The sequence below is a fragment of the Teichococcus coralli genome (assembly GCF_009829925.1).
Lineage (GTDB): Bacteria > Pseudomonadota > Alphaproteobacteria > Acetobacterales > Acetobacteraceae > Pseudoroseomonas > Pseudoroseomonas coralli.
The window spans coordinates 25948-52311 of the sequence record NZ_SNVJ01000001.1 but is presented as its reverse complement, the minus strand read 5'-3'; the positions used below and the strand labels follow the sequence as shown (position 1 = coordinate 52311).

The window sequence follows — 26364 nt, the reverse complement described above, 5'->3', positions numbered from 1 at the left end:
AGGGCGCGGCCGTGTTCATACCCTCATGAAACGCGCCGCCGCCCGTCGCGTCAAGCCTGCGTCGCGTGCCGCCACGGTGCGAAATCCGCCGCGCTGCTCTGGCCGATGCGGGAAAGCAGCAGCGGCCAGGCGCGCAGCCCCTCCTCCAGCGAGGAAAGGCGGAAAAACTCGTTGGGCGCGTGCACGTCCTCGTCCGGCATGGCGAAGCCGAACATCAGCGTGTCGATGCCCAGCATCTCCCGGAAGATGCCGGTGATCGGCAGGGTGCCGCCGATGCGGGCGCGCACGGGGTCGCGGCCCTGGGTCTCGCGCACCACCGCCTCGGCGGCAACAAGCAAGGGATGCCCTTCCGGAAGGGTGGCGGAGGGCGAGTTGCCGCCCGGCGGGGAGAAGAACAGCTCCACCCCCTCGGGGCAATGGCTTCGCAGGTGCGCGACAATGCAATCGCGCGCGCGGTCCGGGTCCTGGCCGGGCACCAGCCGCGCGGTGATCTTGGCCTGCGCCTCGGCGGGAATGACCGTCTTGCTGCCGGCACCGGTATAGCCGCCCCACAGCCCGTTCACGTCGATGGTGGGGCGCAGGGTGACGCGCTCGCGCACGCCATAGGCCGGGTCGCCATGCGGCAGGGCGCCGGTACTGGCGTAGAAGGCGGCCTCGTCGCCGGCCAGCGCGGCGGCATCGGCGCGGTCGCGCTCGGTGAGCGGCGCGGCGTCCTCGTCGAAGCCGGCGACCTGGATGCGCCCCTGCGCGTCGTGCTGCGAGGCGACGAGGCGGGCCATCTCATGCAGCGCGTTGCGCACGGCGCCGCCATAGCGGCCGGAATGCATGTCCTTGCCGGCGCTGCGCAGCGTCACCTCCAGCTTGCACAGCCCGCGCGAGCCGGTGTTCAGCGTGGGCAGGGAGGTGCTGGCGCGTCCGCCATCGGCGGAGAGCATGGCGTCCGCGGCCAGCAGGTCCCGGTGCCGCTCGATGATGCGGCGGATGCTGGGGCTGCCGGTCTCCTCCTCGCCCTCCAGGAACAGCTTCACGTTGACCGGGCACTTGCCCTCGGCGGCCAGGAAGGCGCCGACCGTCTCCACGGCGATCAGCGTCGAGCCCTTCACGTCCGAGGCGCCGCGCGCGTAGAGGCGGCCGTCGCGGATGGCGGGCTCGAAGGGCGGCGTCACCCAGCGGTCGAGCGGATCAGGCGGCTGCACGTCGTAATGGCCGTAGATGATGATGGTGGGCTGGCCAGGTGCGCCGAGCCATTCGCCGTACACCGCCGGCTGCCCGCCGCCATCCAGCAGCTGAACCTTCTGCAGCCCAAGCTCGCGCAGCCGTGCCGTCAAGAAGTTCCGGGTCGCGGCCATGCCCTCGGCATAGGCGGGATCGGTGCTGACGCTCGGCAGGCGCAGCAGCGCCATCAGGCGTTCCAGCACCGCGTCCTTGCGGGCAAGGAGGTGATCGGCGACGGCGGTGCTCATGCTGCGGGACTCCTGCGGTGAGGTGCCGAGTGTGGAGCGATGGCGCTCCGTCATCCAGCCCGTGCCTCGCGGACTTGACGCGGATCGCGGCCGTGCGAGGCTCCGCAACATGCGCATCCATGTTCAGAACCCGGCCGACGAGGCCATCTTCCCCATCACGCCCCGGCAATGGTCCGACGCCATCGCGCGGGCGCCCGACATGGCGGGCCTGCAGGCCAGCTTCGCCAGCGATGACACCGGCTACGCCCAGGCCATGCGCGAGGCGGAGGTGCTGGTCACCTGGACCCGCATCGTGCACGAGCGCTTTCCCAAAGGCGCGCTTCCCGGCGTCGCGCCGAAGCTGCGGATGATCTTCTGCACCTCGGCGGGGCTCGACCGCCTGGCGCCCTTCGACTGGCTGCCGGATGACGTGCTGCTGCTGAACAACCGTGGCACCCACGCGGCCAAGGCCGGCGAATACGGCATCATGGCGCTGCTGATGCTGGCCAACAACATTCCCTTCTTCGCCGACCGGCAGCGGGAGGGGCAGTGGCAGCCGCGCTTCGCCTCGGTGCTGGCGGGACGGACGGTGTGCGTGGTGGGGCTCGGCTCGCTTGGCGGCGCGGTGGCGCAACGCGCCAAGCAGTTCGGCATGCGCGTCATCGGCGTGCGCAGCAGCGCCCGGCCGCATGAGGCGTGTGAACGCGTGGTGGCGCAGGATGCGCTCGACAGCGTGCTGCCGGAGGCCGAGTTCCTCGTGCTTGCCTGCCCGCTGACGCCGCAGACACAGGGCCTGCTCGACCGTCGCCGCATGGAACTGCTGCCGCGCGGCGCCAAGCTGGTGAACATCGGTCGTGGCGCGTTGTGGGACCAGGAGGCCGTCTGCGATCTGCTCGATGCCGGGCATCTGAACGGCGCGGTGACGGACGTGGCCGTGCCGGAGCCGCTGCCGCCGGAGCACCGCGCCTGGCGCACGCCCGGGCTCTTCGTCACGCCGCACATGTCCTCCGACGATCCCGGCACCTACAACGATCGCAGCCTGGATATCCTGTTCGAGAACATCCGCGCGCTGCGCAGCGGGCAGCCTTGCCCAAACCGTGTCGAGCCGGGCCGCGGCTACTGACGCCGGAGCGCTGCCGCGATCCGTGCCGGCAGCGCATTCCTTGCGGCTCCGATCGCTTTTTACGTGGCGGCCACTCGTGGCGGAACGGCCGCGGCGCAGGTCTTGAGTACCCGCGCCCTACGTTAATATGACCACTTTGTGACGAACCCCCGCGCGCAATCCGGACTACTGAGAATGAGCGAATGCCTCATTTTCGGACAGGAATCTCATGCGGAACACACACGCGGCGGAAATCATCGACAGACACCGCGGTGTGCGCGACAAACCGGAACAACCTTACATCCGCGCCGGCATCGTGGCGCTGCTGTCCGCCGTGGTGATGGTGGTCCTCGCCGTCCTTGAGAAGCGCGCGTACGGCTCCTGGGGGTTCGCGGACGAGCCGCCCGCCTTCGACGCCGCATCGCTCGCAAAATCCGCCCTGGCGCTGCTGCTTTCGGCCTTGTTCATCCTTCCCTTCCTGCGGAGCCCGCCGGCTCGCGCGCTGCTTGCCATGGGCGTGGCGGAGAAGGGACTGGCCTGGGCGTCACTCGCGCTGGCCGTGGCGTTCCTCGCCGTCTTTCTGGCCAGTCCGGAGCTGTTCAGCGCGCTGGCGCGTGAGGACCACAGCGTGGAATGGGGCTCGGCGCTCGCGCTCTTCCTGGGTTGCGGCCTGCTGCTCTGGAGCGCGGTGCGCTTCATCGCCGGCCGGCGGAACTCCGGCGGCTATTCAGCCTCCCTCTGCGGCCTTGGCGCGCTGCTTCTGGCCGCCTGCCTCTTTGTGGTCGGCATGGAGGAAATCTCCTGGATGCAGCGGGTCTTCGACATCCATACGCCCGAGGCACTGATCGGGACGAACATGCAGGAGGAGCTGAACTTCCATAACCTTTTCACCAACGGCTCCGAACTGCTGTACTACGGCGGAAGCTTCGTGTTCCTGATGCTGCTGCCCTTTCTGAAGGAGATGGCGCCGGTGCCGGCGGTGCTGCGAGCCGTCGGACCTCTCATCCCCGGCCGCGCCGTGCTGGCGGTCAGCGCGCCGATCGCGACCTTCAACTTCGACATGTGGCATCTGCTGCCGATCCAGATGGTGTTGATCCTGAGCCTGGTCATCGTGGTTCAAGCCGCCAGGACCGCGCCGAACCGGGGCGAGGCGACGCTCTTCTCCGCCATTGCCGCCATGCTGGCGCTCTCGCAGCTGCTGCTGATCGCCTTTGGCGACCACCTGGTCCGCCTGTGGGACCCGACGGAGTACAAGGAGCTGTTCATCGGCCTCGGCTTCGCCTGCTACGGAGGGCAGGTGGCCTGGCATGCCGCCAGGAGCAGCGTGCCGGCGTCTCGCCGCCTCAGGGCCTGACAGGAAAGGGGGTGCGGGCGCCCAAGCAGCCGTCGCTGCGGCCGCCCGCGCCACGGGAAGGCGGAGGGGCGGCGGCCGTATGACGCCGGATCGTGCCGGTGGATGCGCCCGGCCCGTCCTCAGGCGCGAGGGAGAAGGTGGGCGCGCGGCTCGCGCCGCACCCGGCTAGGCCGGGAGGCCCTACTTCACCAGGCCGGAGCGCGCGATGGGCGCGACGAACTGCGGCTCGGTGTCCCAGGGGAACAGGATCCAGGTGTCCTGGCTCACCTCCGTGATGAAGGTGTCCACCAGCGGCTTGCCGGCCGGCTTCGCATAGACGGTGGCGAAATGCGCCTTGGGAAGTATGGCCCGCACCACCTTGGCGGTGGTGCCGGTGTCCACCAGGTCGTCCAGCACCAGCCAGCCCTCGCCATCGCCGGCGGCCACCGGCGGCTTGGCCACTTCCGGCGTGCCCAGCTTCTCCTCGTCATAGGTGATGACGGAGACGCTTTCGATCATCCGGCAATCCAACTCGCGCGCCACGATGGCGGCGGGGATCAGGCCTCCGCGGGTGATCGCGACAATGCCCTTCCACGGGCCGCGCTCCACCAGCCGCCAGGCGAGCGCCTTGCTGTCGCGGTGAAGCTGGTCCCAGCTGACGGTGTAATAACGAGGCGCCATGCTCAGAACATCCTGCCGCCGTTGGGGACGGCGAAATCGGGTCGGATCAGCACCACGTCGCCATTGGCGTCCGGCAGGCCCAGGGTCAGGACCTCGCTCTCGACGCCGGCGATGCGGCGGGGCGGAAAGTTCACCACGCACAGCACCTGGCGGCCGATCAGCCTGTCGGCCGGGTAGTGCACCGTGAGCTGCGCGGAGGAGCGCTTGACGCCGATCTCCGGCCCAAGGTCGATCTCCAGCCGCAGGGCCGGCTTGCGGGCCCCCTCCAGCGGAACGGCATCCAGCACCGTCCCGACACGGATGTCGATCCGGTTGAAGTCGTCGATCGTGGCGGTGGTTTCCATCCGCTTCGGATAGCGCAGCCGGGCGGCCGGCGGAAGTGGGCGGATTGATGCCGGGGCCGGACCGTGCCAGCGTCGGCGCCTGGAAAACGGAATGGAGGATGCCGCCCATGGCCGAGGCCTTGCCCCAAACGCCCCCGCTGCGCTGCGACGGGCTGCGTGCGCTGGTGACGGGGGCCTCCCGCGGCATCGGCCGGGCGGCGGCGGTGGCGCTGGCCGGGGCCGGGGCGGAGGTGGTGCTGGCGGCCCGTGCCCTGCCGGAGATGGAGGAAACCATCGCCGCTCTCGGCCCCGAGGCGCGGGCGAGCGCCCGCGCGCTGGACGTGACCGACCGCGCCGCCGTGCGCCATCTGGTTGAGGGGGAGGGACCCTTCGACATCCTGGTCAACAATGCCGGCACCAATATCCGCGAGCCCTTCCTGGAGGTTCGCGACGAGAGCTTCGACCGGCTGGTGGCCCTCAACCTGCGCGGCGCCTTCGCCGTGGCCCAGGCGGTGGCGGCCGGCATGGTGGCGGCCGGCAAGGGCGGCAGCATCATCAACCTGTCCTCGGTGAACGGGCATGTCGGCGGGCTGAACCGAAGCGTCTACACGGCCACCAAGCACGCCATCGAGGGGCTGACCAAGGCCATGTCGGCCGAGCTGGGGCCGCACGGGGTCCGCGTCAACGCCATCTGCCCCGGCTTCGTCCAGACCCCGCTTACCGAGGGGCTGCTGGCCGACGAGAAGTTCCGCGCCGCCCATCTGCGCCGCACCCCGCTCGGCAAGATCATGACGGTGGAGGACGTGATGGGCGCCATCGTCTTCTTCGCCTCGCCCGCCTCTGCCATGATCAGCGGCGCCTCCTTGCTGATCGACGGCGGCTTCTGCACGCTGTGACCTCTTCACCCGGAAAGACTTCGATGCGCGACTTCCATATCCCCGGCCGCAGTGCGGTTCTCTCCACCCACGCCATGGCCGCGACCTCGATGCCGATCGCCACGCTGACGGCGCTCGACATCCTGCGCCAGGGCGGCAACGCCATGGACGCCGCCATCGCCGCCTGCGCCGTGCTGGCCGTGGTGGAGCCGCAGTCCACCGGAATCGGCGGCGACTGCTTCTGCCTTTACGCGCCCGCCGGCACGGGCCAGGTGGTCGCCATGAACGGCTCCGGCCGCGCCCCCGCCGGTGCCACGCCGGAGAAGCTGCGCGCCGACGGGCTGACCGCCATGGTCAACACCTCGGCCCATTCCGTCACCGTGCCCGGCGCTGTCTCCGCCTGGGAGAAGCTCAACAAGGCGCACGGCAAGCTCTCCCTGGCGCAGATCCTGGCGCCCGCGGCGAAGATCGCCGAGGAGGGCCACCCCGTGCATGCCCGCGTGGCGCATGACTGGGAGGCCGGGGCCGGCAAGCTCGCCAGGCACGAGGCTACCGCGCGCCACTTCCTGAAGGATGGCAAGCCCTACGCTGTTGGCGAGGTGTTCAGGCAGCCCGCCCTTGGCCGTACGCTGCGCGCCATCGGCGAACGTGGCGCCCGCGCCTTCTACGAAGGCGAGATCGCGGCCGACATGGCGGCGACGCTGCGTGCCGCCGGCGGCACCCACACGGAGGAGGATTTCGCCGCCGGCCTGGACGGCGCCGAGTTCGTCACGCCGATCCAGTCCAAGTGGCGCGGCCTCGACATCTTCCAGTGCCCGCCGAACGGCTCCGGCCTGCTGGTGCTGCAGATGCTGGGCGTGCTCGGTGAATGCGCGACGCCCGAGCAGGGGCCGCTCTCCACCGAGCGCCTGCACCGCCATGTCGAGGCGGCACGCCTCGCCTACCGCGATCGCGACGCCTTCGTGGCCGACCCGGCGCAGGTGGACGTGCCGGTGGCGAAGCTGACCAGCCCGGATTACGCGAAGCAGTTGCGCGCGCTGATCAGCGACGAGGCCGCGATGCGCGAGCTGCCACCCGCCGGGATGGCGGAGATGCTGCCGAAGCACAAGGACACGGTCTATCTCTGCGTCGTGGACGCCGACGGCAACGCCTGCTCCTTCATCAACTCGCTTTTCGAGGGCTTCGGCTCCGGCATCCTGGCCGAGAAGAGCGGCGTGATGCTGCACAACCGCGGCTTCGGCTTCCGCCTGCAGGAAGGCCACCCGAACTGCATCGCGCCGGGCAAGCGGCCGATGCACACCATCATCCCCGGCATGGTGATGAAGGATGGCCGCGCCATCATGCCCTATGGCGTGATGGGCGGGCACTTCCAGCCGATGGGCCAGACGCTGTTCCTGACCAACCACTTCGAGTTCGGCATGGACGTGCAGGCCTCGCTCGATTTCCCGCGCCTCTTCCCCTACGCGGGCAAGGTGCAGATCGAGCGCGGCATCCCGACCGAGGTGATCGACCGCCTCAACCGCATGGGCCATGCCTGCGAGATGATCGACAAGCCGCATGGCGGCGGCCAAGCCATCCTGATCGACCACCAGCGCGGCGTGCTGATGGGCGGCTCCGACCCGCGCAAGGACGGCTGCGCGCTGGGGTATTGAGGCCATGATCCGCGCCATCCAGGCCGACATCACCCGGCTGGACGTGGACGCCATCGTCAACGCCGCCAACGCGGCCCTGGCGCCGGGCGGCGGGGTCTGTGGCGCGATCCACGCCGCGGCGGGGCCGGAACTGGCCGCCGCCTGCGCGCGGCTCGGCGGCTGCCCCACGGGCGAGGCGCGGATCACCCCCGGCTTTCGCCTGAAGGCGCGCCACGTCATCCATGCCGTCGGGCCGGTCTGGCATGGCGGCAGGCAGGGAGAGGCGGAGCAGCTCGCCGGCTGCTACCGCGCCTCCCTGTCGCGCCTGCGCGAGGCGGGTGGCCGTTCCATCGCCTTTCCCGCCATCTCCACCGGCATCTACGGCTACCCGCGCGAGGAGGCCACCCGCGTCGCGGTGGCCACGCTGCGCGAGGAGCTCGCGGCGGAGGGCGACCTCGACGTCACTTTCGCCTGTTTCGACGCCGCCATGCTGGCGCTCTACCAGAAGGAACTGGACGCGTGACCGAAGCCTGCGACCTCTCCGCCGTCGCCCTCCGTCGGATGATCGGCCAGAAAAAACTATCCCCCGTCGAGCTGCTGGACTCCTGCCTGAAGCGCATCGGCGCGGTGAACCACGCCGTCAACGCGATGGTGGCGCTGGACGAGGAGCGGGCGCGCGGCGCGGCCAAGGCCGCCGAGACTGCGGTGATGCGCGGCGACAAGCTCGGCCCGCTGCACGGCCTGCCGCTCGGCATCAAGGACCTGGACGACACCGAGGGGCTGGTCACCACCTTCGGCAGCCCGATCTTCAAGGACAACGTGCCGGCCAAGGACTCCACCATGGTGGCCGACCTGCGCGCGGCGGGCGGCATCGTTCTGGGCAAGACCAACACGCCGGAATTCGGCGCCGGCGCCAACACCCGCAACGCCGTCTATGGCGCGACGGGCAACCCCTTCGACCCGAGCAAGTCGGCCGCCGGCTCCTCCGGCGGTTCCGGCGTGGCGCTGGCCTGCAGCATGGTGCCGCTGGCCAGCGGCTCCGACACCGGCGGCTCGTTGCGCAACCCGGCGGCCTTCAACGGCATCGTCGGCTTCCGCCCAAGCCCCGGCGTGGTGCCGCAGGAGCGGCGGCTGCTCGGCTGGTCCGGCCTGCCGGTGCTCGGCCCGATGGCGCGCAACATGGCCGACCTGGCGCTGCTCTTCTCCGCCATGGCGGCCGACCACGGCGTGGACCCGCTGGCCTACACGCTGCCGGGCAAGGACGTGCGCCGCGGCATGCCGCTGAACGAGGCGGTGGACCTTTCCGCCCTGCGCGTCGCCGCCACGCCGGATTTCGGCTTCGCGCCGACCGAGAAGCACATCCGCGACGTCTTCGCCGAGCGCGTCGCGGCGCTGACGCCGCTCTTCGGCAGCGTCGAGGACGGCCACCCGGATTGCACGGATGCCGATGAATCCTTTGCCATCCTGCGCGCGCTGAACTTCCTGGCGGCGCATGAGGAGAAGGTGCGGGTCCGCCCGCAGGATGTCGGCCCCAATGTGCGCGCCAACGTCGAGGAGGGGCTGGGCTACAGCGCCAAGGACGTGGCGCGCGCCTCGGTGATCCAGACCAGGATCTACCGCGCCTGGCAGAGCTTCTTCGCCGGCGGCGTGGACGTCATCATCGCGCCCGCCATCACCCTCTCGCCGCGCCCCTGGAGCGAGCTGTACCCGGCCGAGATCGACGGCAAGCCGACCAAGAACTACTTCCACTGGCTGGCGCTGGCCTATGCGGTGACGCTGCCCGGCCATCCGGCCATCAGCCTGCCGCTGGGCGTGGATCATGCCGGCATGCCCTTCGGCCTGCAGATCGTCGGACCGCGCGGCGGGGACGCGAAGGTGCTCGCGGTGGCGGCGGCGATCGAGGCGGCGGTGGAAGGCGATGCAACGCTCGCCCGGCCGGTGCCGGATCTCGCCAGGCTGCGCGCGGCGCGGCCGATCAGCGAGATGCCGGGCTTCCTCAGCTTCGACTGAGAGCAGCAAAAAGGCCGGGGGAAGGAATTCCCCCGGACCCCCATCTTTTTTCTATCAGTTTGGCGCTGCGCGTCCTGCCCGCGCGGGAACTCGAAGAAAAAGAAAGGGGGGCTTGGGGGGGGGGGGGGAGTCTTTCCCCCCGGCCTCCCTCAATCCAGGCTGATCTTCGCCTGCTGCGCCACCTTGCCCCAGCGCTGCGTCTCGCTGGCGACGAAGGCGCCGAACTCCTGCGGGCTGTTGCCGACCGGCGTGATGCCGAGGTCCTTGAACCGCGCCTGCACGTTCGGCTGGTTCAGCGCCGCGACCGCCTCCTTGTGCAGCCGCTCGACGATCGGCTTCGGAACGCCGGCCGGCGCGAAAAGCCCATGCCAGGAGAGGCTCTCGAAGCCCGGCACCGTCTCGGCCACGGTGGGAATGTCCGGTGCCGCCGGCACGCGCTGCAACGAGGTCACGCCCAGGATGCGCAGCTTGCCATCCCGCGCGAAGGGCCAGGCCGAGGAGAAGTTGTCGAAGGCGATCGGCAGTTCGCCGGTCAGCAGCGCCGTCATCAACTGGCCGCTGCCGCGATAGGGCACATGCTCCATCTGCGTGCCGGTGAGCTGCGAGAACAGCGCGCCCGCGAGATGCACGGAGGTGCCGACGCCGGAGGAGCCGAAATTGTACTCGCCCGGCTTGGCGCGCAGCAGGGCGACCAGTTCGGCCACGGTCTTCGCCGGGAAGTCCTGCGTCACCGCCAGCGCGTTGGGCTGCGCCGCGAGCTGGGTGATCGGTGCGAAGTCCTTCAGGTTGTTGTACGGGATCTTCGGATAGATCGCCGGGTTGATGGCGTGGCTGCTGATGGTACCGAGGCAGATGGTGTAGCCATCCGGCGTCGCGCGGGCGCAGGCCTCGCTGCCGACATTGCCGCCGGCGCCCGGCCGGTTCTCCACCACGATCGGCTGCCCGAGCGCCTTGCTCATCTCGGTGCCGACGAGGCGTGCGATGGTGTCCGAGGTACCGGCGCTGAAGGGCACGATCAGCCGGATCGGCTGCGTGGGATAGCTGGCCTGCTGGGCGAAGGCGGGCGCGGAGGCCAGCGCGAGGGCGCAGGCGGCCGCCAGCTTCGGGATGATCTTCATGGTTGATCCGCTCCTCCGGGCCCGCCGTCACTGCGGCGCGGCCGCGACTCATCGCGCCGGCCGGGCACCTGCCTGGCCGGATGGACCTGCCCGGCGGACGCCCGCCGGGCCTTCAAGGAATATGCGTTGTGCGGCTCAGCGCCCGTTCTGCTCGCGCCAGGCGGCGAACTCTTCGAGGTTGCGCTCGTCCGTCGCCGGGTAGAGGCCGCGGATCGTGCGGCCCTCGCGCACTTTCTCGGTGACGAAGTCCTCGTAGGCCGTCATCTCGGTCGCCTCCTCGGCGATTTCGTCGGCCAGGTGCGCGGGGATGATGATGACGCCGTCATTGTCGCCCACCACCACGTCGCCCGGGAAAACCGGCGCATCACCGCAGCCGATCGGCACGTTGATGTCGATCGCCTGGTGCAGCGTCAGGTTGGTCGGCGCCGAGGGGCGGGAATGGTAGGCCGGCATCTCCAGCGTGGCGATCTCGGCCGAGTCCCGGAAGCCGCCATCGGTGACGACGCCGGCCACGCCGCGCTTCATCAGCCGCGTCACCAGGATGCCACCGGCCGAGGCCGCGCGGGCGTCCTTGCGGCTGTCCATCACCATCACGGCGCCTGGCGGGCACTCTTCCACCGCCTTGCGCTGCGGGTGGTCCGGGTTGCGGAAGACGGTGAGCTGGTTGAGGTCCTCGCGCGCCGGCATGTAGCGCAGCGTGAAGGCCTCGCCGACCATGCTCTCCTCGCGCGGGGCGAGCGGCTTGACGTCCTGGATGAACTGGCTGCGGAGGCCGCGCTTGTAGAGCGCCGTGGCCAGCGTGGCGGTGCTCACCTTCTTCAGCTTGTCCCGCGTTTCGGGCTTCAGCTTGCTCATCGGGGTTCGTGCTCCTGCGCGATCAATGCCTGGACGCTCAATGAATGACCGGCTCGCCCACCGGGGGGCCGAACTCGGTCTTCAGGAAGTCGAAGTCGCAGCCTTCATTGGCCTGCTGGATGTGCTTGAGGAACATGTGGCCGTAGCCGCGGCCGTAGCGCGGTTCCGGCTCCTTCCATTCGGCGCGCCGCTTCGCCAGCTCCTCCTCGGAGACGCGCATGTTGATGCTGCGCGCGTCCACGTCCAGCTCGACGACGTCGCCGGTGCGCAGCAGCGCCAGCGGGCCGCCGATGTAGGATTCGGGCGCCACATGCAGCACGCAGGCGCCGTAGGAGGTGCCGCTCATGCGCGCGTCGGAGATGCGCAGCATGTCGCGGTGGCCTTCCTTCAGCAGCTTCTTCGGCATCGGCAGCATTCCCCATTCCGGCATGCCCGGGCCGCCCTGCGGGCCGGCATTGCGCAGCACCATCACCGTGTCCGGCGTGAAGGGGTAGTTCTCGTCGTCCACCGCCTTCTTCATGGCGTCGTAGTCGTCGAACACCACGGCGGGGCCGGAATGCTTCAGGAAGCGCTGGTCCATGGCGGCCGGCTTGATGACGCAGCCATCCGGCGCCAGGTTGCCCTTCAGCACCGCCAGCGAGCCCTCGCCGTAGATCGGGTTGCTGGTGGTGCGGATGACGTCGTCGTTGAAGACCTTCGCGCCCTCGATGTTCTCGCCGAGCGTGCGGCCGGTGACGGTCAGGCAATCCAGGTGCAGGTGCTCGCGGATCTGGTTCATCAGCGCCTTGATGCCGCCCGCGTAGAAGAAGTCCTCCATCAGGTAGGCATTGCCGGAGGGGCGCACGTTGCCGATCACCGGCACCTTGCGGCTGAAGCGCTCGAAATCTTCCAGCCCGATGTCGCAGTTGGCGCGCCGCGCCATGGCGATCAGGTGGATGATGGCGTTGGTCGAGCAGCCCATGGCCATGGCAACGGCGATGGCGTTCTCAAAGGCCTCGCGCGTCTGGATGCGCTGCGGCGTCAGGTCCTCCCACACCATGTCCACGATGCGGCGGCCGGATTCGGAGGCGAGGCGGATATGCCCCGCATCGGCGGCCGGCACCGAAGAGCCGCCCGGCAGCACCAGCCCGACCGCCTCGGCGATCGCGGTCATGGTGCTCGCCGTGCCCATGGTCATGCAGGTGCCGTAGGAGCGGGCAATGCCGCCCTCGACGCCCAGCCAGTCCTGGTCGGTGATCTTGCCGGCGCGCAGCTCGTCCCAGTACTTCCAGGAATCCGAGCCGGAGCCGAGGATCTTGCCCTGCCAGTTGCCGCGCAGCATCGGTCCGGCGGGCAGGTAGATGGCCGGAATGTTCATGCTGGTGGCGCCGAGCAGCAGACCCGGCGTGGTCTTGTCGCAACCGCCCATCAGCACCGCGCCGTCCACGGGGTGGGAGCGCAGCAGCTCCTCCGCCTCCATCGCCAGCATGTTGCGGTACATCATGGTGGTCGGCTTGACGAAGCTCTCCGAGACCGAGATCGCCGGCAACTCCACCGGAAAGCCGCCCGCCATCAGGATGCCGCGCTTCACGTCATCGACGCGCTGCTTGAAGTGCGCGTGGCAGGGCTGCAGGTCGGACCAGGTGTTGAGGATCGCGATGACCGGCTTGCCCGTCCATTCCTCGGGCGCGTAGCCCATCTGCATGGCGCGCGAGCGATGGCCGAAGCTGCGCAGGTCGGCCGGGCCGAACCAGCGGCGGCTGCGGAGATCCTCGACCTTCTTGACGTGGGGCAGGGGAGACTGGGACATGGGAAGCCGGACCTCCGTTCAGACCGGGTCGATCGGCCCGCGGCCGGATGCGACCGCGGCGATGTTGTCGAGGGCGCGCATTCCCATGGCGTCGCGCGTCTCGCGCGTGGCGCTGGCGACATGCGGGGTGAGGAAGACGTTCGGCAGCGCGGCGAAGCGCGTGTCGTAGTCCGGCTCCTTGCGGAACACGTCGAGCCCGGCGGCGAAGAGATGGCCGGACTTCAGCGCGTCGAGCAGCGCCTCCTCGTCCACCACCGAGCCGCGCGCGGTGTTCACGAACACCGCGCCCTTGGGCAGCAGTGCGAAGCGCGCCGCCGTCATCAGCGTGCCGGTCTCCACGCCGCCCGGCAGGTGCAGCGAGAGGATCTGGCAGCGCGGCAGCATGGCGTCGAGGCTGGGGCAGAACTCGGCCCCCTGTTCCAGCTCCGGCGCCAGGCGGTTGCGGTTGTTGTAGAGGATGCGCATGCCAAAGCCGCGGGCCCGCTGCGCCATGGCGCGGCCGATGCGCCCCATGCCGACGATGCCCAGCACCTTATTGCTGGGCTGGATGCCCAGCATGTCCGGCAGGCCGAGCGGCTTGCGCCAGCCCTCGCGCATCAGCGCGTCGTACTCATGCGCGCGGCGGCAGGCGGCCAGCAGCAGCATGAAGGCGAGGTCGGCGGTGCAGTCGGTCAGCACGTCCGGCGTGTTGGTCACCAGGATGCCGCGCGCCTTGGCGGCGGCGGCGTCCATGTGGTCGTAGCCGACGCTGGAGTTGGCGATCAGCCGCACATGCCCGGGCAGGCGCGCGATGGCGGCGGCATCGAGCTTCGCCGTGCCGCCGATCAGCAGCGCCTCCGCGCGATGCGCGGCGGCGGCGGCGATCGCCTCCTCCGCGGTCATGTCCTCCTCGGCCAGCACGGCGTCGAACTCGCGGCGCGCGCGCTCCGTCGCCAGCGGGGTGAGCCGGCGGCAGACGACGATGCGGGGAAGGGCAGGGGTCATGCGCGATCTCCAGAGCCGCAGCGGCGTTGGGCCGGATGGAGACCTGGCGGGCGGGGACATGCCAGACGGGGACCTGCCAGACGGGGACATGCCAGACGGGACAGGGTCATGCTTCCTCCTCGGCCGGTGTTCCATGGGGCCTTTGCGACCGGCATAAAGGGGATCGGCTTGTCTGACAAGCCACCGATATTTCGGATTTTGGACTTTGGTGCTAGGCTCGCCTCATCATGTCCAAGCTTTCCGCCGCGCCGCTGCAGCCCTTTGAGCGTCGCCCCTCCGCGGGGGAGTTCGCCTATGGAAGCTTGCGGGAAACCATTCTGACCCTCGCTTTGCCGCCCGGAGCGCCCCTTTCGCGTGCCACCCTCGCGGAAAGCCTCGGCCTCAGCCAGACCCCGGTACGGGAGGCGCTGGTGCGGCTGCAGGCGGAAGGCCTTGTGGAGGTGGTGCCGAGCGCCTCCACCCATGTGGCGCGCATCAACCTCGCTTCGGCGCGCGAGACGCTGTTCCTGCGCCGCGCGCTGGAACGCGAGATGGTGCGGCAACTGGCCGAAGCGCCGCCGCCCGGATTGACGGAGCGGATCCAGGCGCAGCTTGCCGCGCAGGGCGACCTGCTGGAGCGCGGCGACCACGCCGCCTTCTCGGCGGTCGACGACGCCTTCCACGCCATGCTCTACGAGGCGGCCGGGATCAGCGGTTTGTGGGACATGGTGCAGAGGCGCAGCGGCCATCTGGCGCGGTTGCGGCGGCTGCATCTGCCGGCCCCGGGGAAGGCGCGCACGGTGCTGCAGGAGCACGGCGCGCTGGCGGACGCCATACTGGCCGGGGACGCCGTGGCCGCCGAGGTGGCTCTGCGCCGGCATCTCTCCGACACCTTCGGGCGGCTGGAAGAAATCCGCGCCGCGCATCCCGGCTACTTCGCCGCCGGCTGATCTGCCTGCGGGAGTTCCTGTTGCGAACGCGGCGCATTCTCGCCAAGTCCCTGAAAAGTAACGGTATTTCTCCGCACGCCCTCTTGCCCGCATGGTCCATCGAGGCGAAAAGGCAGGCAGGAGAACCGTCACATGAAGCGCCTCGAGGACCTGACCGAAGCCGAGATCCTGGCTCTGGCCATCGCCAGCGAGGAGGAGGATTCTCGCATCTACGGCCACTTCGCCCTGCGGCTGCGCGGCAGCTACCCGGCCTCCGCCGCGGTGTTCGATGCGATGGCCACCGAGGAGCAGGAGCATCGCGACCGGCTCCTGACGCTCTACGAAGCCAAGTTCGGCTCCGAGCTGCCCTACATCACGCGCGAGGATGTGCGCGGCTTCCTCAGACGCCGTCCGGTCTGGCTGATGGACGACCTGCGCATCGAGACGGTGCGTGCCCAGGCCGAGTTGATGGAACGGCAGGCCGCCAACTTCTACACCGCCGCCGCGGCGCGCAGCCGCGATACCGAGGTGCGCCGCCTGCTTGGCGACCTCGCCGCCACGGAGCGCCACCACGAGGAGCGCGCCGGCGAGCTGGAGACCGCCTATCTCACCGAGTCAGCCCGCAGCGCGGAGGATACGGAATCACGTCGCCTGCTGCTGCTGCAGATCGTGCAGCCCGGGCTCGCCGGGCTGATCGACGGCTCCATCTCGACCCTTGCGCCGATCTTCGCCGCCGCCTTCGCCACCCAGGATTCGGGCGACGCCCTGCTCGTGGGCCTGGCCGCCTCGGTTGGCGCAGGGATCAGCATGGGCCTCACCGAGGCGCTCTCCGACGACGGCGCCATCACCGGGCGCGGCCATCCCTGGGTGCGCGGCACCGCCTGTGGACTGATGACGGCGCTCGGCGGCCTCGGCCATACGCTGCCATACCTCATCCCCGATTTCTGGCTGGCGACCGCCGTGGCGGGGATCATCGTGCTCATCGAGCTGTTCGCCATCGCGTGGATCCGCTGGCGCTACATGGAGACGCCCTTCGCCTCGGCAACGGTGCAGGTGGTGCTGGGCGGCGTGCTCGTGCTGCTCGCCGGCATCTTCATCGGGAGCGCGTAGCCGCCCCCCCGGGGGCCTCCTCCTCGGGGGCCGCCTCCTCGGGGGCGCCGACCGCCACCAGGCGGCCTTCCTGCATCCGCAGCGTGCGGTCGTGGTGCTTCACCACGGCGGGGCGGTGGGCGATGGAGAGAATGGCGGTTTCCGGAAGTTCCTGCCGCAGCAGGGTGTAGAGACGGTCCTCGGCCTCCGGGTCGAGGCTGGCGGTGGCCTCGTCCAGGAACAGCCAGCGCGGCTTCAGCAGCAGGGCGCGGGCCAGGGCCACCCGCTGCTGCTCGCCGCCCGAGAGGCGCCGCTCCCAGGCCTCCGCCTCGTCCAGCCGCGGCAGCAGCGCGCCCAGTCCCGCCTTCTCCAGCGCGGCGGCGACGCTTCCCTCGCTGAAGTTGGCGGGATCGCGCGGATAGGCCACCACCTCGCGCAGCGTGCCGAGCGGAAGATAGGGCCGCTGCGGCAGGAACAGCGCCTCGCCCGCCGGAATGCTGATGCGCCCGCTGCCGAAGGGCCAGATGCCGGAAAGCGCGCGGAACAATGTGGACTTGCCACTGCCGGAGGCGCCGGTGATCACCACCGCCTCGCCCGGCTCCAGCGTCAGCGCGGCGTCATGCGTCAGCGCGCGGCCACTGGGCAGGCGGATGGTGAGCGCCTCGGCCCGCAGCGCGGTCCCGTCGGTCGGCACCCGGTCCGGCCCGTCGCCGGCGGCGAGCTGGGCCGCCTTCAGCGCCCGCTGGAAGCCGGCCAGGCGCTCCACCGTGGCGCCCCACTCGGTCAGCCGCGCGTAGTTGCTGACCACCCAGGACAGCGCGCCCTGCACCTCGCCGAAGGCCGAGGAGGTCTGGATCAGTCCGCCGAGCTGGATGCGCCCGGCGAAGAAGGCCGGCGCCGCGACGACGATCGGAAAGATCACCGCCACCTGCCCGTATCCCGAGGTGAAGAAGGTGAGCTGCTTGGTGGCGCGCATGATGCCCCACCAGTTCTGGATCACGGCGCCGAAGCGGTGCAGCAGGTTGCGCTGCTCCTGCGCCTCGCCGCCATGCAGCGCGACGCCTTCCATGTTCTCGCGGAACCGCACCAGGGCGTAGCGGAAATCCGCCTCCACCCGCTGCTGCAGGAAGTTCAGCCCGATCAGCTTGCGGCCGATCAGATGCGCCAGCCAGGTGCCAAGCATCGAGTAGAGCAGCGCCGCCCAGACCATGTAGCCGGGAACCGAGACGCCGAAGATCACCATCGGCCCCGACAATCCCCACAGCACCACAACGAAGGAGACCAGCGTCACCACCGCGTTCATCAGCCCGAGGCCGAGGCTCAGCGTGTCGTCCACGAAGAGCCGCATGTCGTCCGAGATGCGCTGGTCCGGGTTGTCGGTGCCCTGGTCGGTGAGGGCGATGCGGTAGTAGGCGCGCTTCTCCAGCCAGCCGGACAGGAAGCGCTCGGTCAGCCAGCGGCGCCAGCGGATCTGCAGCGCCTGCTGCAGGTAGAGCGCGTAGACGCCGACCAGGATGTACACCGCCGCGACCAGCGTGAAGCCTGGCATGAAGAAGCCTCCCTCGGTGGTCTGCCCCCAGAGGATGAGGCCGGTGAAGGCGCCGAAATCCTTGGCCTCCAGCGCATTGTAGAAGGCGCGCTGCCAGTAGGTCAGCAGCACGCCCATGCCGACCAGCGCCAGGTTGAGCAGGATGACGACGGCGAGCAGCCCCCGCGCGCGCCAGCGCTCCCCGCTGTTCCAGTAGGGGCGGGCGAGCGCCCAGGCGTCACGCAGGAAAAGCGGGATGCGACGCATGGAAGGAGGGTGTCCTCGCGGAAGGGGAAGCAGGGTCGCTCAGCCGTTGCGCCGACCGCTTAGCCGGCGCGCAGCTCGGCATCCAGCGCGGCCAGCCATGCCGCAACGCGCCGGCCGTTCACGCCGAGGTCGGACCAGCCGAACAGGCTGCGCGAATAGAGCACCAGCGCGGCGCCGGCCGGATCGGGCAGCACCTGGGCGGCGATGATGTCCGGGAAGTTGGTCCAGCGGGTGCGCTCCACCCATTGCACCTGCTCGCGTTCGGGCCACTCGGCCAGCAGGGAACAGCGTGCGCGCTTTGTGGCGACGCGCCGCAAGGCCGCCATCAGCGCGGTGGGCGCCAGCCGATAGGGCTCCAGCCGCCGGTGAGCCGGCAGGGCGCTGCCGGCCGGTGCCGCCAACGCGGCGTTCGGCGAAGGCGGTAGGCGGAAGGTCGCGTCGAAGGCGATCGGCTGCGGCGCGGGCAGGCGGTGCGCGCCGCGGCCGAGCAGCGCGCGGAAGGGAACGCTGTGCCTCATGCCGCAGGTGCCCGCAGGCGGATCACCCCGCGTACTTCCTCGGGAGGCACCGGCTTTCCCTTGCGCAGCACCTCCAGCCGCCCCTCGCGCTGCAGGGCGACGGCGGCCTCGCGCACCGCCCCGAGCAGGCCGCGCCAATGCTCTTCCGGCGCCAGGGCCTGCGCGACCTCGCTCGGGGCGATGGACCGCCCGGGCGCGCAGGCCGCGGTCTGGCGAAGGATCTCGGCGCTCAGCACCTCCAGGGAGGGGCGTTCGAAGGGATGGCTCATGCGCGGTCCTGAACTCGTGAGGTCCGTCAGCGCGGGGTGGCGCGCAGACGGGTGAAGCTGATGACCGCGGCGCAGGCGGCAATGGCGGCCGCCACGAGCAGGGCCGTGTCCGCGCCGCCCGCACCGATCAGGCGGAGGCACAGCGCCGCCAGCGCCGCGCCCGTGGTCTGCCCGAGCAGGCGGGCGGTGGAAAGCATGCCGCTGGCGCCGCCGCTGCGCTCGCGTGGGGCGGAAGAGAGAATGGTGCGGTTGTTGGGCGTCTGGAAGAGGCCGAAGCCGAGGCCGCAAAGCGCCATCCGCCAGCCGATGTCGAAGGCGCCGGGCGCGTCCGGCAGCAGCGAGAGCAGGCACAGGCCGGTGGCCATCAGGCCGAGCCCAACGCCGCCGAGCAGGCCGGCCGGCAGCTTGTCCGAAGCCCGCCCGGCCAGCGGCGAGACCACGATCAGTACCAGCGGCCAGGGCATCATCAGCAACCCGGTCTCGACCTGGGTGCGGCCGAGATCGTGCTGCAGGAAGAAGGGCAGGGCGACAAAGGTGAGCATCTGCGCCGCGAAGGAGCAGATCGAGGTGGCGATGGAGAGCGCGAAGATCGGGATGCGCAACAGGTCCACCGGCAGCAGCGGCGCGGTGCGGCCGGCCTGGCGCCGTACCAGCAGAAAGCCGGCGAGCAGGCCGGCCAGCACCAGCGGCCCCGCCACCAGCGGCGACCCACCCCGCGCGAACTGCTCCACCCCGGTCATCAGCAGGCCAAAGGTCGCGGCGCTGAACAGGGCGCTCGCCACGTCGAAGCGGCGGCGCGCCCGCGGGGTGGCAGGCAGGTAGCGCAGCGCCAGCACCAGGGCGGCCAGCCCGATCGGGATGTTGATGGCGAAGATCCAGGGCCAGTGCGCCACGCTCAGCACCGCGGAGGCGACGCCCGGGCCGAGCACCGATGAACTGGCCACCACCAGCGCGTTGATGCCCATGCCGCGGCCGAGCAGCCGGTTCGGATAGATGAAGCGCACCAGGGCGGTGTTGACGCTCATCAGCCCGGCGGCGCCGAGCCCCTGCGCGATGCGGGCGATGGTGAGGCCGGTGAGCGAGTCGGCCATGGCGCAGAAAAAGGAGGCCAGGATGAAAAGCGTCAGCCCGGCGCGGTAGATCCGCTCGTAGCCGAGCTTCTCGCCGAGCGAGGCCAACGGCAGCAGCGAAACGACGACGGCGATCTGGTAGGCGTTGACCACCAGGATCACGTCCGCGGACGAGACGCGCAGATCGGCGGCGATGGCCGGAAGCGCGACATTGGCAATGGAACTGTCGATTACCGCCAGGGCGATGGCGACGGCGATGGCCAGCACCGCACCCCGCCGCTGTGGCTGGGGCAGGCCATCCCTATCCTCTTGCTGCATCCGGCGGCGCGTCCTCCGATTTTGCCAGGGCTCCGACCTTGCGCCCGGTGCGACCAGGGCGCCAGGGGGAGTGCCTGCAGGAAGGGGGTGCGGAAAACGCGGGGCCGGAAGGGGGCGGCTCAGGCGTAGGCGCGCTCCACCAGTGGTCCGGGCGGCGGGTTGCTGGCGATCTCGCGGATGATCTTGCGCCGCACCGCGCCCTCGAAGGAACGGAAGCCCTCGGCCACCATCAGAAAGGCGCCGGGGCCGCCGATCACCTCGTGGCGGTAGTAGTCGTCGAGTGGCGGCTGCAACAGGGCGACCTGGCTCGGGGCCGGGGTGTGGTCCACCACGGCGAGGCCGTTGAGCACGATGCCCTGCGCCAGCGCCTCGGTTCGTGCCTGCGCCAGCGGCCGGCCGGAGTTGTTCACGCCGTCGCCGGAGATGTCCACCACCCGCCGCGTGCCTTCGTAGCCCTGGCCGAACAGCCGCGCCGCGTAGTCGATGGCACCGGAGATGGAGGTGTAGAGATACGTCTGCCTCGGCGCGGCGTCGAGCCGGTCGGCGAAGCGGGCGGCGCTCGCCGGGCCGTCGATGCGCGTCCAGGGCACCACGAGATCCTGGATGTTCCAGTCGGACCAGGTGAAGAGGGTGACCGCGATGGCGCCCAGCGGACCACCCTGGATGCCCTCGGCGAGGCGCTGGTCGCGGAAGGCCGCCGCATAGCCGCGGAACTGCAGCTCCTGCTCCTCCGCATCCACGGAGCGGCTGACATCCACGGCCAGCACGAGTTCCACGTCCACCGGTTCGTTCTCGCCCGCGCGTGCCGGGCGGCCTGCCAACAGCGCCGGCGCGGCCAGCAAGCCCGCCGAGGCATGTCGGAGAAGTTCTCGTCGTCGCATCGGAGCCCTCGCTCGCTGGGCCATGCACCGGGGTTTCCTGTCGCCACCATAGGCCAAGGCGATTGTGCAGTGCAACAAAAGCTGGTGCGGATCGCGGCTTCGCCAGTGCAGGTCGGCGCGCAACCCCGGCGGAAGGCCCGTTTTACCGAAGAGAACCAATCAGGAGGATTTCCGATGCAGCCCACCGGCACGCCCTTCAACCCGCAGGCTCCGCCATGGATCGCGCAACTTCCGATCCCGCCTGGAGATCCGCCGCGGCCGCCGCCGATGCCGCCGGAGGAGGAGCCGCCGCGCCCGGACATCCCCGAGCCTCCCATCGACGAGCCGCCCGATCCGGATGAGCCGCCGCCGGACTCGCCGGACATCCCGCCGATCGGCGACCCGCCCGGCACGCCCCCCCGGCGGATGCGGCGGGCGCTTCAGTAGGCGAGGCTGTCCCAGAAGCGGCAGCGGTGCGCGGCAGCAAGGTCGTCGCGCATCCGGCTTCCCTCCGGCCGCAGCGCGAGAACCTGCTCTGCCGCCGCCCCGAACCGGCGCCAGTCCGGCAGGCTGGCCGCGCCTGGAGGGCCGCCCCGAGCGAAGCTGCCCCAGGCATCCTGCATGGCATGGGAGAGCTGGCGTTGCGCGGGGGTGAACTCGGCGGGATCGGCCAGGATCCACGGCGTCCCGAAGACATAGGCCACCTCGCCGGCATGATAGGCGCCGAGCGGTGGCAGGAAGGGCAGGGACGGAATGCGCGAGGCCGCCTGCTCGTCGGCGAACTCGTAGGCATGCACCGGCACGTGTTCGGCGAGCAGGCGGTTGAGTTGCAGCGCCGGGCAGGCGAATGCACCGTCGGTGGCGATGGCGGCGAAGCGCTGCGGGGCCGCCATGTCCGCGCCATAAGCCCGCAGCACGGCGGCGGTTCGGGAACCCATCAGGCGCGCTACCTGCGCCCGGTAGCTCTCCTCGGTGTAAAGCTCGCCGATCAGCCGCAGGAGCAGACTGAACAGGCGGCCTTCGTCGCGGTTGGTGCCGTTCAACACGGGAACGCGGTTGAAGCGGCCGGTGGAGAAGGCCTCGCGCGGGGAAAGCGGCAGCACCGTGTCGCCCGTGACGGGGCTCCAGCCGCGCGGGCCCACCGGGCTGCTGGTGCGGGCGGGCGTGGCGGTCAGCTCATGGGCGGACAGGCTGCGCAGGCAGGCTGCCGCCGTCTTCAGGTCAGCGCAACCCAGCGCGGCCGCCAGTTCGCGACCGGCCGCATCGGCTTCCGCCACGGGCGTCGCGGAGGCCGGAAGGATGCAGACGCCGCTTTGCAAAATGACTCGCTGAAACAATCCGGCCGCACCTGGCGCCGCGAGCAGGAAGCAGGCGCTCCAGCTTCCCGCCGACTCCCCGAACAGGGTGACGTTCGCCGGGTCGCCGCCGAAGCCGGCGATGTTGTCGCGCACCCAGCGTAGCGCCGCCTGCTGGTCGAGAAGGCCAAGATTGGCCGCGCCGTCCGCCTCGGCGCGCAGCGCGGGATGCGAGAGGAAGCCGAGCGTGCCGAGCCGGTAGTTCGGCACAACAACGATAACTCCCTGCGCCTGGGCCAGGCGGCTCGGATCATATTGGCGGTTGCTTCCCAGCACGAAGGTGCCGCCGTAGAGCCAGACCATCACCGGCAGCCGGGCACCCGGGCTTGCGCCGGCGGGCGCATAGACATTCAGGTTCAGGCAATCCTCGTCCCCCTTGATCCACCAGGCGGAGCGGCTGCCCAGCACGTAGTCGAGGCCGAAGTTCTGCATGCAGCCATTGCCAAGCCGGGTCGCATCGCGCGGCGCCGGCCATGGGGCGGGAGGCTGGGGAGGCCGCCAGCGCAGCGGCCCGGTGGGCGCTGCGGCGAACGGGATGCCGAGAAAGGCCTGCCCCTCGGGCGCGGCCACTCCCCGCACCGGGCCGGCGGCTGTCATGACCTCGGCGGGCCGCGCGCCCGGCGCCTGCGTCAGATATTCCACCGCGCCCGGCTGCACATCGCAACCCGTCGCCAGCAAGGCCACGAGGGCTGCCGCCATGGCCCGGAGAGCGGTCCGCCTCAGGCGGGCCCGAACGCAGAAGGGGCGCCTTGCGGCGCCCCTTCCCGTTTCCGGCCGGTGAGCCGTGCTGCTCAGCGCAGCACGATCTCCACGCGGCGGTTCTGCGGCTCGCGCACGCCATCGGCCGTCGGCACCAGCGGGCGGCTCTCGCCGAAGGCCTGCACGGTGATCTCCGAGCGGTTCACACCCAGACGGACCAGCTCGGCGGCAACCGCGTCGGCGCGGCGCTGGGACAGGCGCTGGTTGTACTGCGGCGTGCCGGCGCGGTCGGCGTGGCCGGCCACCTCGATGCGGGTGGTCTGCACGCGCCCGGCGTTCTGCGCGGCCTCGGCGATGATCTGGCGGGCACGGTCCGTCAGGTCGGCGCGGTCGAAGTCGAAGAACACCAGGTAGGTGCGGGCCGGGGCCGGAGCGGCCGCCGGGGCGGGCGCGACAACCGGCGTGGGAGCCGGCGGCACCGGCTGGTTGAAGGCGTAGCGGATGCCGATCAGGGCGGAGTGGTTGTTGCCCTGGTCCACCTCGAACTTGCCGGGCGCCACGGCGCCGGTGGCGCCGCTGGTCACGGTGCCGTCGAACTTGCTCTGCAGCACGCCGGTGTAACGATACTCGGCGGTGATGGCGAGGCCCGGCACCGAGGTGATCGGGAAGGACATGCCGGCGATGCCCTGCCAGGCGAACTGGCCCGTGCCATCGTCCACATAGACGTAGTCACGGGTGTCGTTCTGGCGGCCCTTGGCGTTCAGGTTGGTCCACATGTAGCCCACGCCGCCGCCGACATACGGCACGAAGTAGAACGGCATCTGCGGGAACCACTGCGGCAGCTGGAAGTCGTAGAACAGGTTGGCCATCACGCCGTACTGCTGCAGCGACCCGGCGATGCTGCTGAAGCCGACGCCAGCGCCCGGCCCCTGGAACCCGCCGAGGCGGTCCACGTCGTTGTAGCGGTAGTTGCCCTCGATCTCGGTCCGGAAGCCGTTGCCGAAGCCGTAGCCGAGCGAGAGAACGCCGATGCCGCCTTCCTCGAAGCCGAGGTTACCCTGGTTGTTGCGGCCACGGTTGTTGAAGTAGTTCGCAGCGGCGCCCTGGGAGGTCAGGCCGCGTGCATCGGAGTGGTTCCAGCCGACGCCGGCGCCGAGATAAAGCCCCTCAACCGCCTGCGGGGCGGCTGTCGGCATCCAGCTCATCGGCGAGTACCACGGGGAGCTCTGCGCGAAGGCGGCACCCGGGGCGGCGAGGATAGTGGCGGCGAGGAGGTAACGACGAAGCGACATCTGCGTGTTCCTTAGCAACCCATTTGATCGGGTACGGGCACAACATTGGCTTTTATACCCAAGTTTCGATGCCGCTTTTCGCTCTTTCGTCCCTGTGGCACATCGGCCACAGAGTACCGAACAAGCTGAGACAGAATTTCGCTTTATGCTTTTAGTGCCCTGATTTCACAAATAAATTCCTCCCACCCAGGGTCGGGAAGCCGATCCGGAGCGTTGCTGCGAATCAACCCACAAGAAGAAAAGAAACCATTTTCCGCGGCCTCACCGTGAATTGGGCTTATTCCAACCCTCAAGCTGCACACGCATGTGATCGGGAAAGCCGCCTCGGCGCGCAACCGCCGCCGCCTTGCCCGGGCAGCTCGCTCAGAAACCAGCGCCGGGAAGCGTGAGGTAGACCGATTCCTCGGGTGTGCTGGTGCGGCCCAGCACCGCGTTCCGGTGCGGAAAGCGGCCGAAGCGGCGGATCACCCGCCGGTGCCGCCAGGCGTAGTCGATGGTGCCGCCGGGCGCCCGATGCGCCGGATCGTCCCGCAGCCCTTCGAAAAGCGCGACCGAAAGGTCCTGGTCGGCCATCGCCTCGGAATGCTCGAAAGGCAGGTAGAGAAACGTCCGTGCGACGGGCGGCAGGGCGAGGTCCTGCCGCTGCTCCAGCACCGCCCGCCGCGCGACGGCGCGGGCATGCGGGTCGCTGGCAAAGGCGTCGCTGCGGCCGCGGCACAGGTTACGCGGAAACTGGTCGAGCAGCAGCAGCAGCGCCAGCGTGCCTTCCGGGCGCGAGGCCCAGGCATCCAGTTCGCCATCCCGCGCTGGTGCCAGCAGCGCCCCGAATCGCGTTCGGATGGCGGCGTCGAAGTGCTCGTCCCGCTGGAACCAGACGGGGCGCGCGACCGTCCGCCCCTCGGCGAACCAGAAGTTGAGGAGGTCGTCAGGCTGTGTCATGCGGAACTCGTCGCGTTGGATGGGCGGGGGGCGCTCAGGCCGCCGCGGGGCGGGCGGCCAGCGCGCGGCAGGCCTCGGCGGCCAGTTCGAAGCTGCGCAGCCGGGCCGGATGGTCAAAGATCTGCCCGGTGATCATCACCTCGTCCACCCCTGTCTGCTCCACGAAGCGGGCGATCCCCTGGCGGACCGCTTCCGGCGAGCCGACCGCCGAGCAGGCCAGGCTCTGCTCCACCCCCGCAAGCCGCGCCTCCTGCTGGAGCGCGCCGACATCCTCCGCCGGCGGCGGCAGTTTCCCCGGCGTGCCGCGCCGCAGGTTGAGGAACTGCCGCTGGAGCGAGGTGAACAGGCGCTGCGCCTCGGCATCGGTGGCGGCGGCGAAGACGTTCAGCCCGGCCATCGCGTAAGGCTTCTCCAGGGTGGCGGAGGGGCGGAAGCCTTCGCGGTAGATCTCCAGCGCCTGCATCATCATGGCAGGCGCGAAGTGCGAGGCGAAGGCGAAGGGCAGGCCCAGCATGGCCGCGAGCTGCGCGCTGAAAAGGCTGGAGCCCAGCAGCCAGATCGGGATCTCCATGCCGCCGCCGGGCACGGCCTGCACGGCCTGGCCGGGCTGCACCGGCGCGAGCCAGCCCTGCAGTTCCACGACGTCATGCGGAAAGCGGTCGGCATCGCCCTGCAGGTTGCGGCGCAGGGCGCGGGCGGTGCGCATGTCCGTCCCCAGGGCGCGGCCGAGGCCGAGGTCGATCCGGCCGGGATAAAGGGCGTTCAGGGTGCCGAACTGCTCCGCCACCATCAGCGGCGCGTGGTTGGGCAGCATGATTCCACCGGCGCCGACCCGAATGGTGCGCGTCCCCGCCGCCACATGGCCGATCACCACCGCCGTGGCGGCGCTGGCGATGCCGGGCATGTTGTGGTGCTCGGCCAGCCAGAAGCGATGATAGCCCCAGGCCTCGGCGTGCTGCGCCAGGTCGCGCGCGTTGTGGAACGCGGTGGCGGGCCCGGCGCCCTCGGGAATGGGGGCGAGGTCGAGGACGGAGTAGCGGAACATGCGCGAGGAATCTCCCGGAATGGAGGGAAATGAAGGTAGGCAGCCCCGCGGGGCGGGGGAGGTT

25 protein-coding genes are annotated in these 26364 nt (G+C 70.3%); 9 read left to right on the top strand and 16 right to left on the bottom strand.

Annotated elements, in window-relative coordinates; genetic code table 11:
• Positions 1-50 precede the first annotated feature (50 nt).
• Entirely contained in the window at positions 51-1463 is a 1413-nt protein-coding gene (locus tag E0493_RS00245) for a dipeptidase (RefSeq protein WP_160934906.1), read from the bottom strand.
• 109 nt (positions 1464-1572) lie between these two features.
• On the opposite strand from E0493_RS00245, the gene E0493_RS00240 reads away from it, so the two are divergent.
• The gene (locus tag E0493_RS00240; RefSeq protein ID WP_160934905.1) at positions 1573-2565 is read left to right on the top strand and encodes a D-2-hydroxyacid dehydrogenase; all 993 of its coding nucleotides are present in this window, start codon (positions 1573-1575) and stop codon (positions 2563-2565) included.
• Positions 2566-2773: 208 nt separating this feature from the next.
• Positions 2774-3898 carry a hypothetical protein gene (locus tag E0493_RS00235; RefSeq protein ID WP_160934904.1) on the top strand — a complete coding sequence of 375 codons (1125 nt, stop codon included), beginning with the start codon at positions 2774-2776 and terminating at the stop codon, positions 3896-3898.
• A 180-nt stretch (positions 3899-4078) separates the two neighbouring features.
• Here E0493_RS00235 and gpt read toward each other — a convergent pair whose 3' ends face one another.
• Together gpt and E0493_RS00225 are read right to left on the bottom strand one after the other, a co-directional pair.
• Positions 4079-4558, bottom strand: coding sequence for a xanthine phosphoribosyltransferase (gene gpt / locus E0493_RS00230; protein WP_160934903.1), 480 nt, complete (start codon positions 4556-4558; stop codon positions 4079-4081).
• A gap of 2 nt (positions 4559-4560) precedes the next feature.
• The gene (locus tag E0493_RS00225) at positions 4561-4902 is read right to left on the bottom strand and encodes a tRNA-binding protein (protein ID WP_160934902.1); all 342 of its coding nucleotides are present in this window, start codon (positions 4900-4902) and stop codon (positions 4561-4563) included.
• 107 nt (positions 4903-5009) lie between these two features.
• On the opposite strand from E0493_RS00225, the gene E0493_RS00220 reads away from it, so the two are divergent.
• From E0493_RS00220 to E0493_RS00205, 4 genes are read left to right on the top strand one after another with little or no spacing between them, the layout of a single operon-like run.
• Positions 5010-5777 carry an SDR family NAD(P)-dependent oxidoreductase gene (locus E0493_RS00220; protein ID WP_160934901.1) on the top strand — a complete coding sequence of 256 codons (768 nt, stop codon included), beginning with the start codon at positions 5010-5012 and terminating at the stop codon, positions 5775-5777.
• A gap of 23 nt (positions 5778-5800) precedes the next feature.
• Complete coding sequence (ggt, locus tag E0493_RS00215) at positions 5801-7408, top strand: gamma-glutamyltransferase (RefSeq protein WP_160934900.1); 1608 nt, start codon at positions 5801-5803, stop codon at positions 7406-7408.
• Between the two features lie 4 nt (positions 7409-7412).
• Positions 7413-7910, top strand: a complete 498-nt coding sequence (locus tag E0493_RS00210; RefSeq protein WP_160934899.1) for an O-acetyl-ADP-ribose deacetylase — start codon at positions 7413-7415, stop codon at positions 7908-7910.
• On the top strand, positions 7907-9397 hold the full coding sequence (locus E0493_RS00205; protein ID WP_160934898.1) for an amidase: 1491 nt from the start codon (positions 7907-7909) through the stop codon (positions 9395-9397). Before E0493_RS00210 ends, E0493_RS00205 begins: the two co-directional genes overlap by 4 nt.
• Before the next feature lie 149 nt (positions 9398-9546).
• Here the strand turns inward: E0493_RS00205 and E0493_RS00200 are convergent, their stop codons facing one another.
• The 4 genes from E0493_RS00200 to E0493_RS00185 all read right to left on the bottom strand — a co-directional run bounded on the left by E0493_RS00200 (position 9547) and on the right by E0493_RS00185 (position 14143).
• On the bottom strand, positions 9547-10515 hold the full coding sequence (locus tag E0493_RS00200; protein WP_160934897.1) for a Bug family tripartite tricarboxylate transporter substrate binding protein: 969 nt from the start codon (positions 10513-10515) through the stop codon (positions 9547-9549).
• Between the two features lie 135 nt (positions 10516-10650).
• A complete protein-coding gene (locus tag E0493_RS00195) occupies positions 10651-11370 on the bottom strand; it encodes a ribonuclease activity regulator RraA (protein WP_160934896.1) in 720 nt (239 codons plus the stop codon).
• A 37-nt stretch (positions 11371-11407) separates the two neighbouring features.
• Positions 11408-13159, bottom strand: coding sequence for an L-arabinonate dehydratase (araD, locus tag E0493_RS00190; protein ID WP_160934895.1), 1752 nt, complete (start codon positions 13157-13159; stop codon positions 11408-11410).
• A gap of 18 nt (positions 13160-13177) precedes the next feature.
• Positions 13178-14143, bottom strand: a complete 966-nt coding sequence (locus E0493_RS00185) for a 2-hydroxyacid dehydrogenase (RefSeq protein ID WP_160934894.1) — start codon at positions 14141-14143, stop codon at positions 13178-13180.
• 227 nt (positions 14144-14370) lie between these two features.
• Between E0493_RS00185 and E0493_RS00180 the strand changes: the two genes are divergently transcribed.
• On the top strand, positions 14371-15072 hold the full coding sequence (locus tag E0493_RS00180; RefSeq protein ID WP_160934893.1) for a GntR family transcriptional regulator: 702 nt from the start codon (positions 14371-14373) through the stop codon (positions 15070-15072).
• A gap of 132 nt (positions 15073-15204) precedes the next feature.
• Positions 15205-16161, top strand: coding sequence for an iron exporter MbfA (mbfA, locus tag E0493_RS00175; RefSeq protein WP_160934892.1), 957 nt, complete (start codon positions 15205-15207; stop codon positions 16159-16161).
• On the opposite strand, the gene E0493_RS00170 is transcribed toward mbfA, so the two are convergent.
• From E0493_RS00170 to E0493_RS00150, 5 genes are all read right to left on the bottom strand, one after another.
• Positions 16145-17935: an ABC transporter ATP-binding protein/permease gene (locus tag E0493_RS00170; RefSeq protein WP_160934891.1), complete on the bottom strand. Its 1791-nt coding sequence runs from the start codon at positions 17933-17935 to the stop codon at positions 16145-16147. The genes mbfA and E0493_RS00170 overlap by 17 nt on opposite strands.
• 59 nt (positions 17936-17994) lie before the next feature.
• Positions 17995-18453: a DUF1499 domain-containing protein gene (locus tag E0493_RS00165; RefSeq protein WP_160934890.1), complete on the bottom strand. Its 459-nt coding sequence runs from the start codon at positions 18451-18453 to the stop codon at positions 17995-17997.
• Entirely contained in the window at positions 18450-18722 is a 273-nt protein-coding gene (locus tag E0493_RS00160) for a DUF3253 domain-containing protein (protein ID WP_160934889.1), read from the bottom strand. Before E0493_RS00160 ends, E0493_RS00165 begins: the two co-directional genes overlap by 4 nt.
• 26 nt (positions 18723-18748) lie before the next feature.
• On the bottom strand, positions 18749-20110 hold the full coding sequence (locus E0493_RS00155; protein ID WP_160934888.1) for an MFS transporter: 1362 nt from the start codon (positions 20108-20110) through the stop codon (positions 18749-18751).
• A 119-nt stretch (positions 20111-20229) separates the two neighbouring features.
• The gene (locus tag E0493_RS00150; RefSeq protein ID WP_160934887.1) at positions 20230-20991 is read right to left on the bottom strand and encodes a DUF1194 domain-containing protein; all 762 of its coding nucleotides are present in this window, start codon (positions 20989-20991) and stop codon (positions 20230-20232) included.
• A gap of 174 nt (positions 20992-21165) precedes the next feature.
• On the opposite strand from E0493_RS00150, the gene E0493_RS00145 reads away from it, so the two are divergent.
• A complete protein-coding gene (locus tag E0493_RS00145) occupies positions 21166-21417 on the top strand; it encodes a hypothetical protein (RefSeq protein ID WP_160934886.1) in 252 nt (83 codons plus the stop codon).
• Here E0493_RS00145 and E0493_RS00140 read toward each other — a convergent pair.
• The 4 genes from E0493_RS00140 to E0493_RS00125 form a co-directional block, all read right to left on the bottom strand.
• Entirely contained in the window at positions 21411-23024 is a 1614-nt protein-coding gene (locus tag E0493_RS00140; protein WP_160934885.1) for a carboxylesterase/lipase family protein, read from the bottom strand. The two genes, E0493_RS00145 and E0493_RS00140, sit on opposite strands and share 7 nt — an antisense overlap.
• Before the next feature lie 92 nt (positions 23025-23116).
• The gene (locus tag E0493_RS00135) at positions 23117-24316 is read right to left on the bottom strand and encodes an OmpA family protein (RefSeq protein WP_160934884.1); all 1200 of its coding nucleotides are present in this window, start codon (positions 24314-24316) and stop codon (positions 23117-23119) included.
• Positions 24317-24679: 363 nt separating this feature from the next.
• Entirely contained in the window at positions 24680-25255 is a 576-nt protein-coding gene (locus E0493_RS00130; protein WP_160934883.1) for a DUF924 family protein, read from the bottom strand.
• Between the two features lie 34 nt (positions 25256-25289).
• The gene (locus E0493_RS00125; protein ID WP_160934882.1) at positions 25290-26300 is read right to left on the bottom strand and encodes an LLM class flavin-dependent oxidoreductase; all 1011 of its coding nucleotides are present in this window, start codon (positions 26298-26300) and stop codon (positions 25290-25292) included.
• Between the last annotated feature and the right edge of the window lie 64 nt (positions 26301-26364).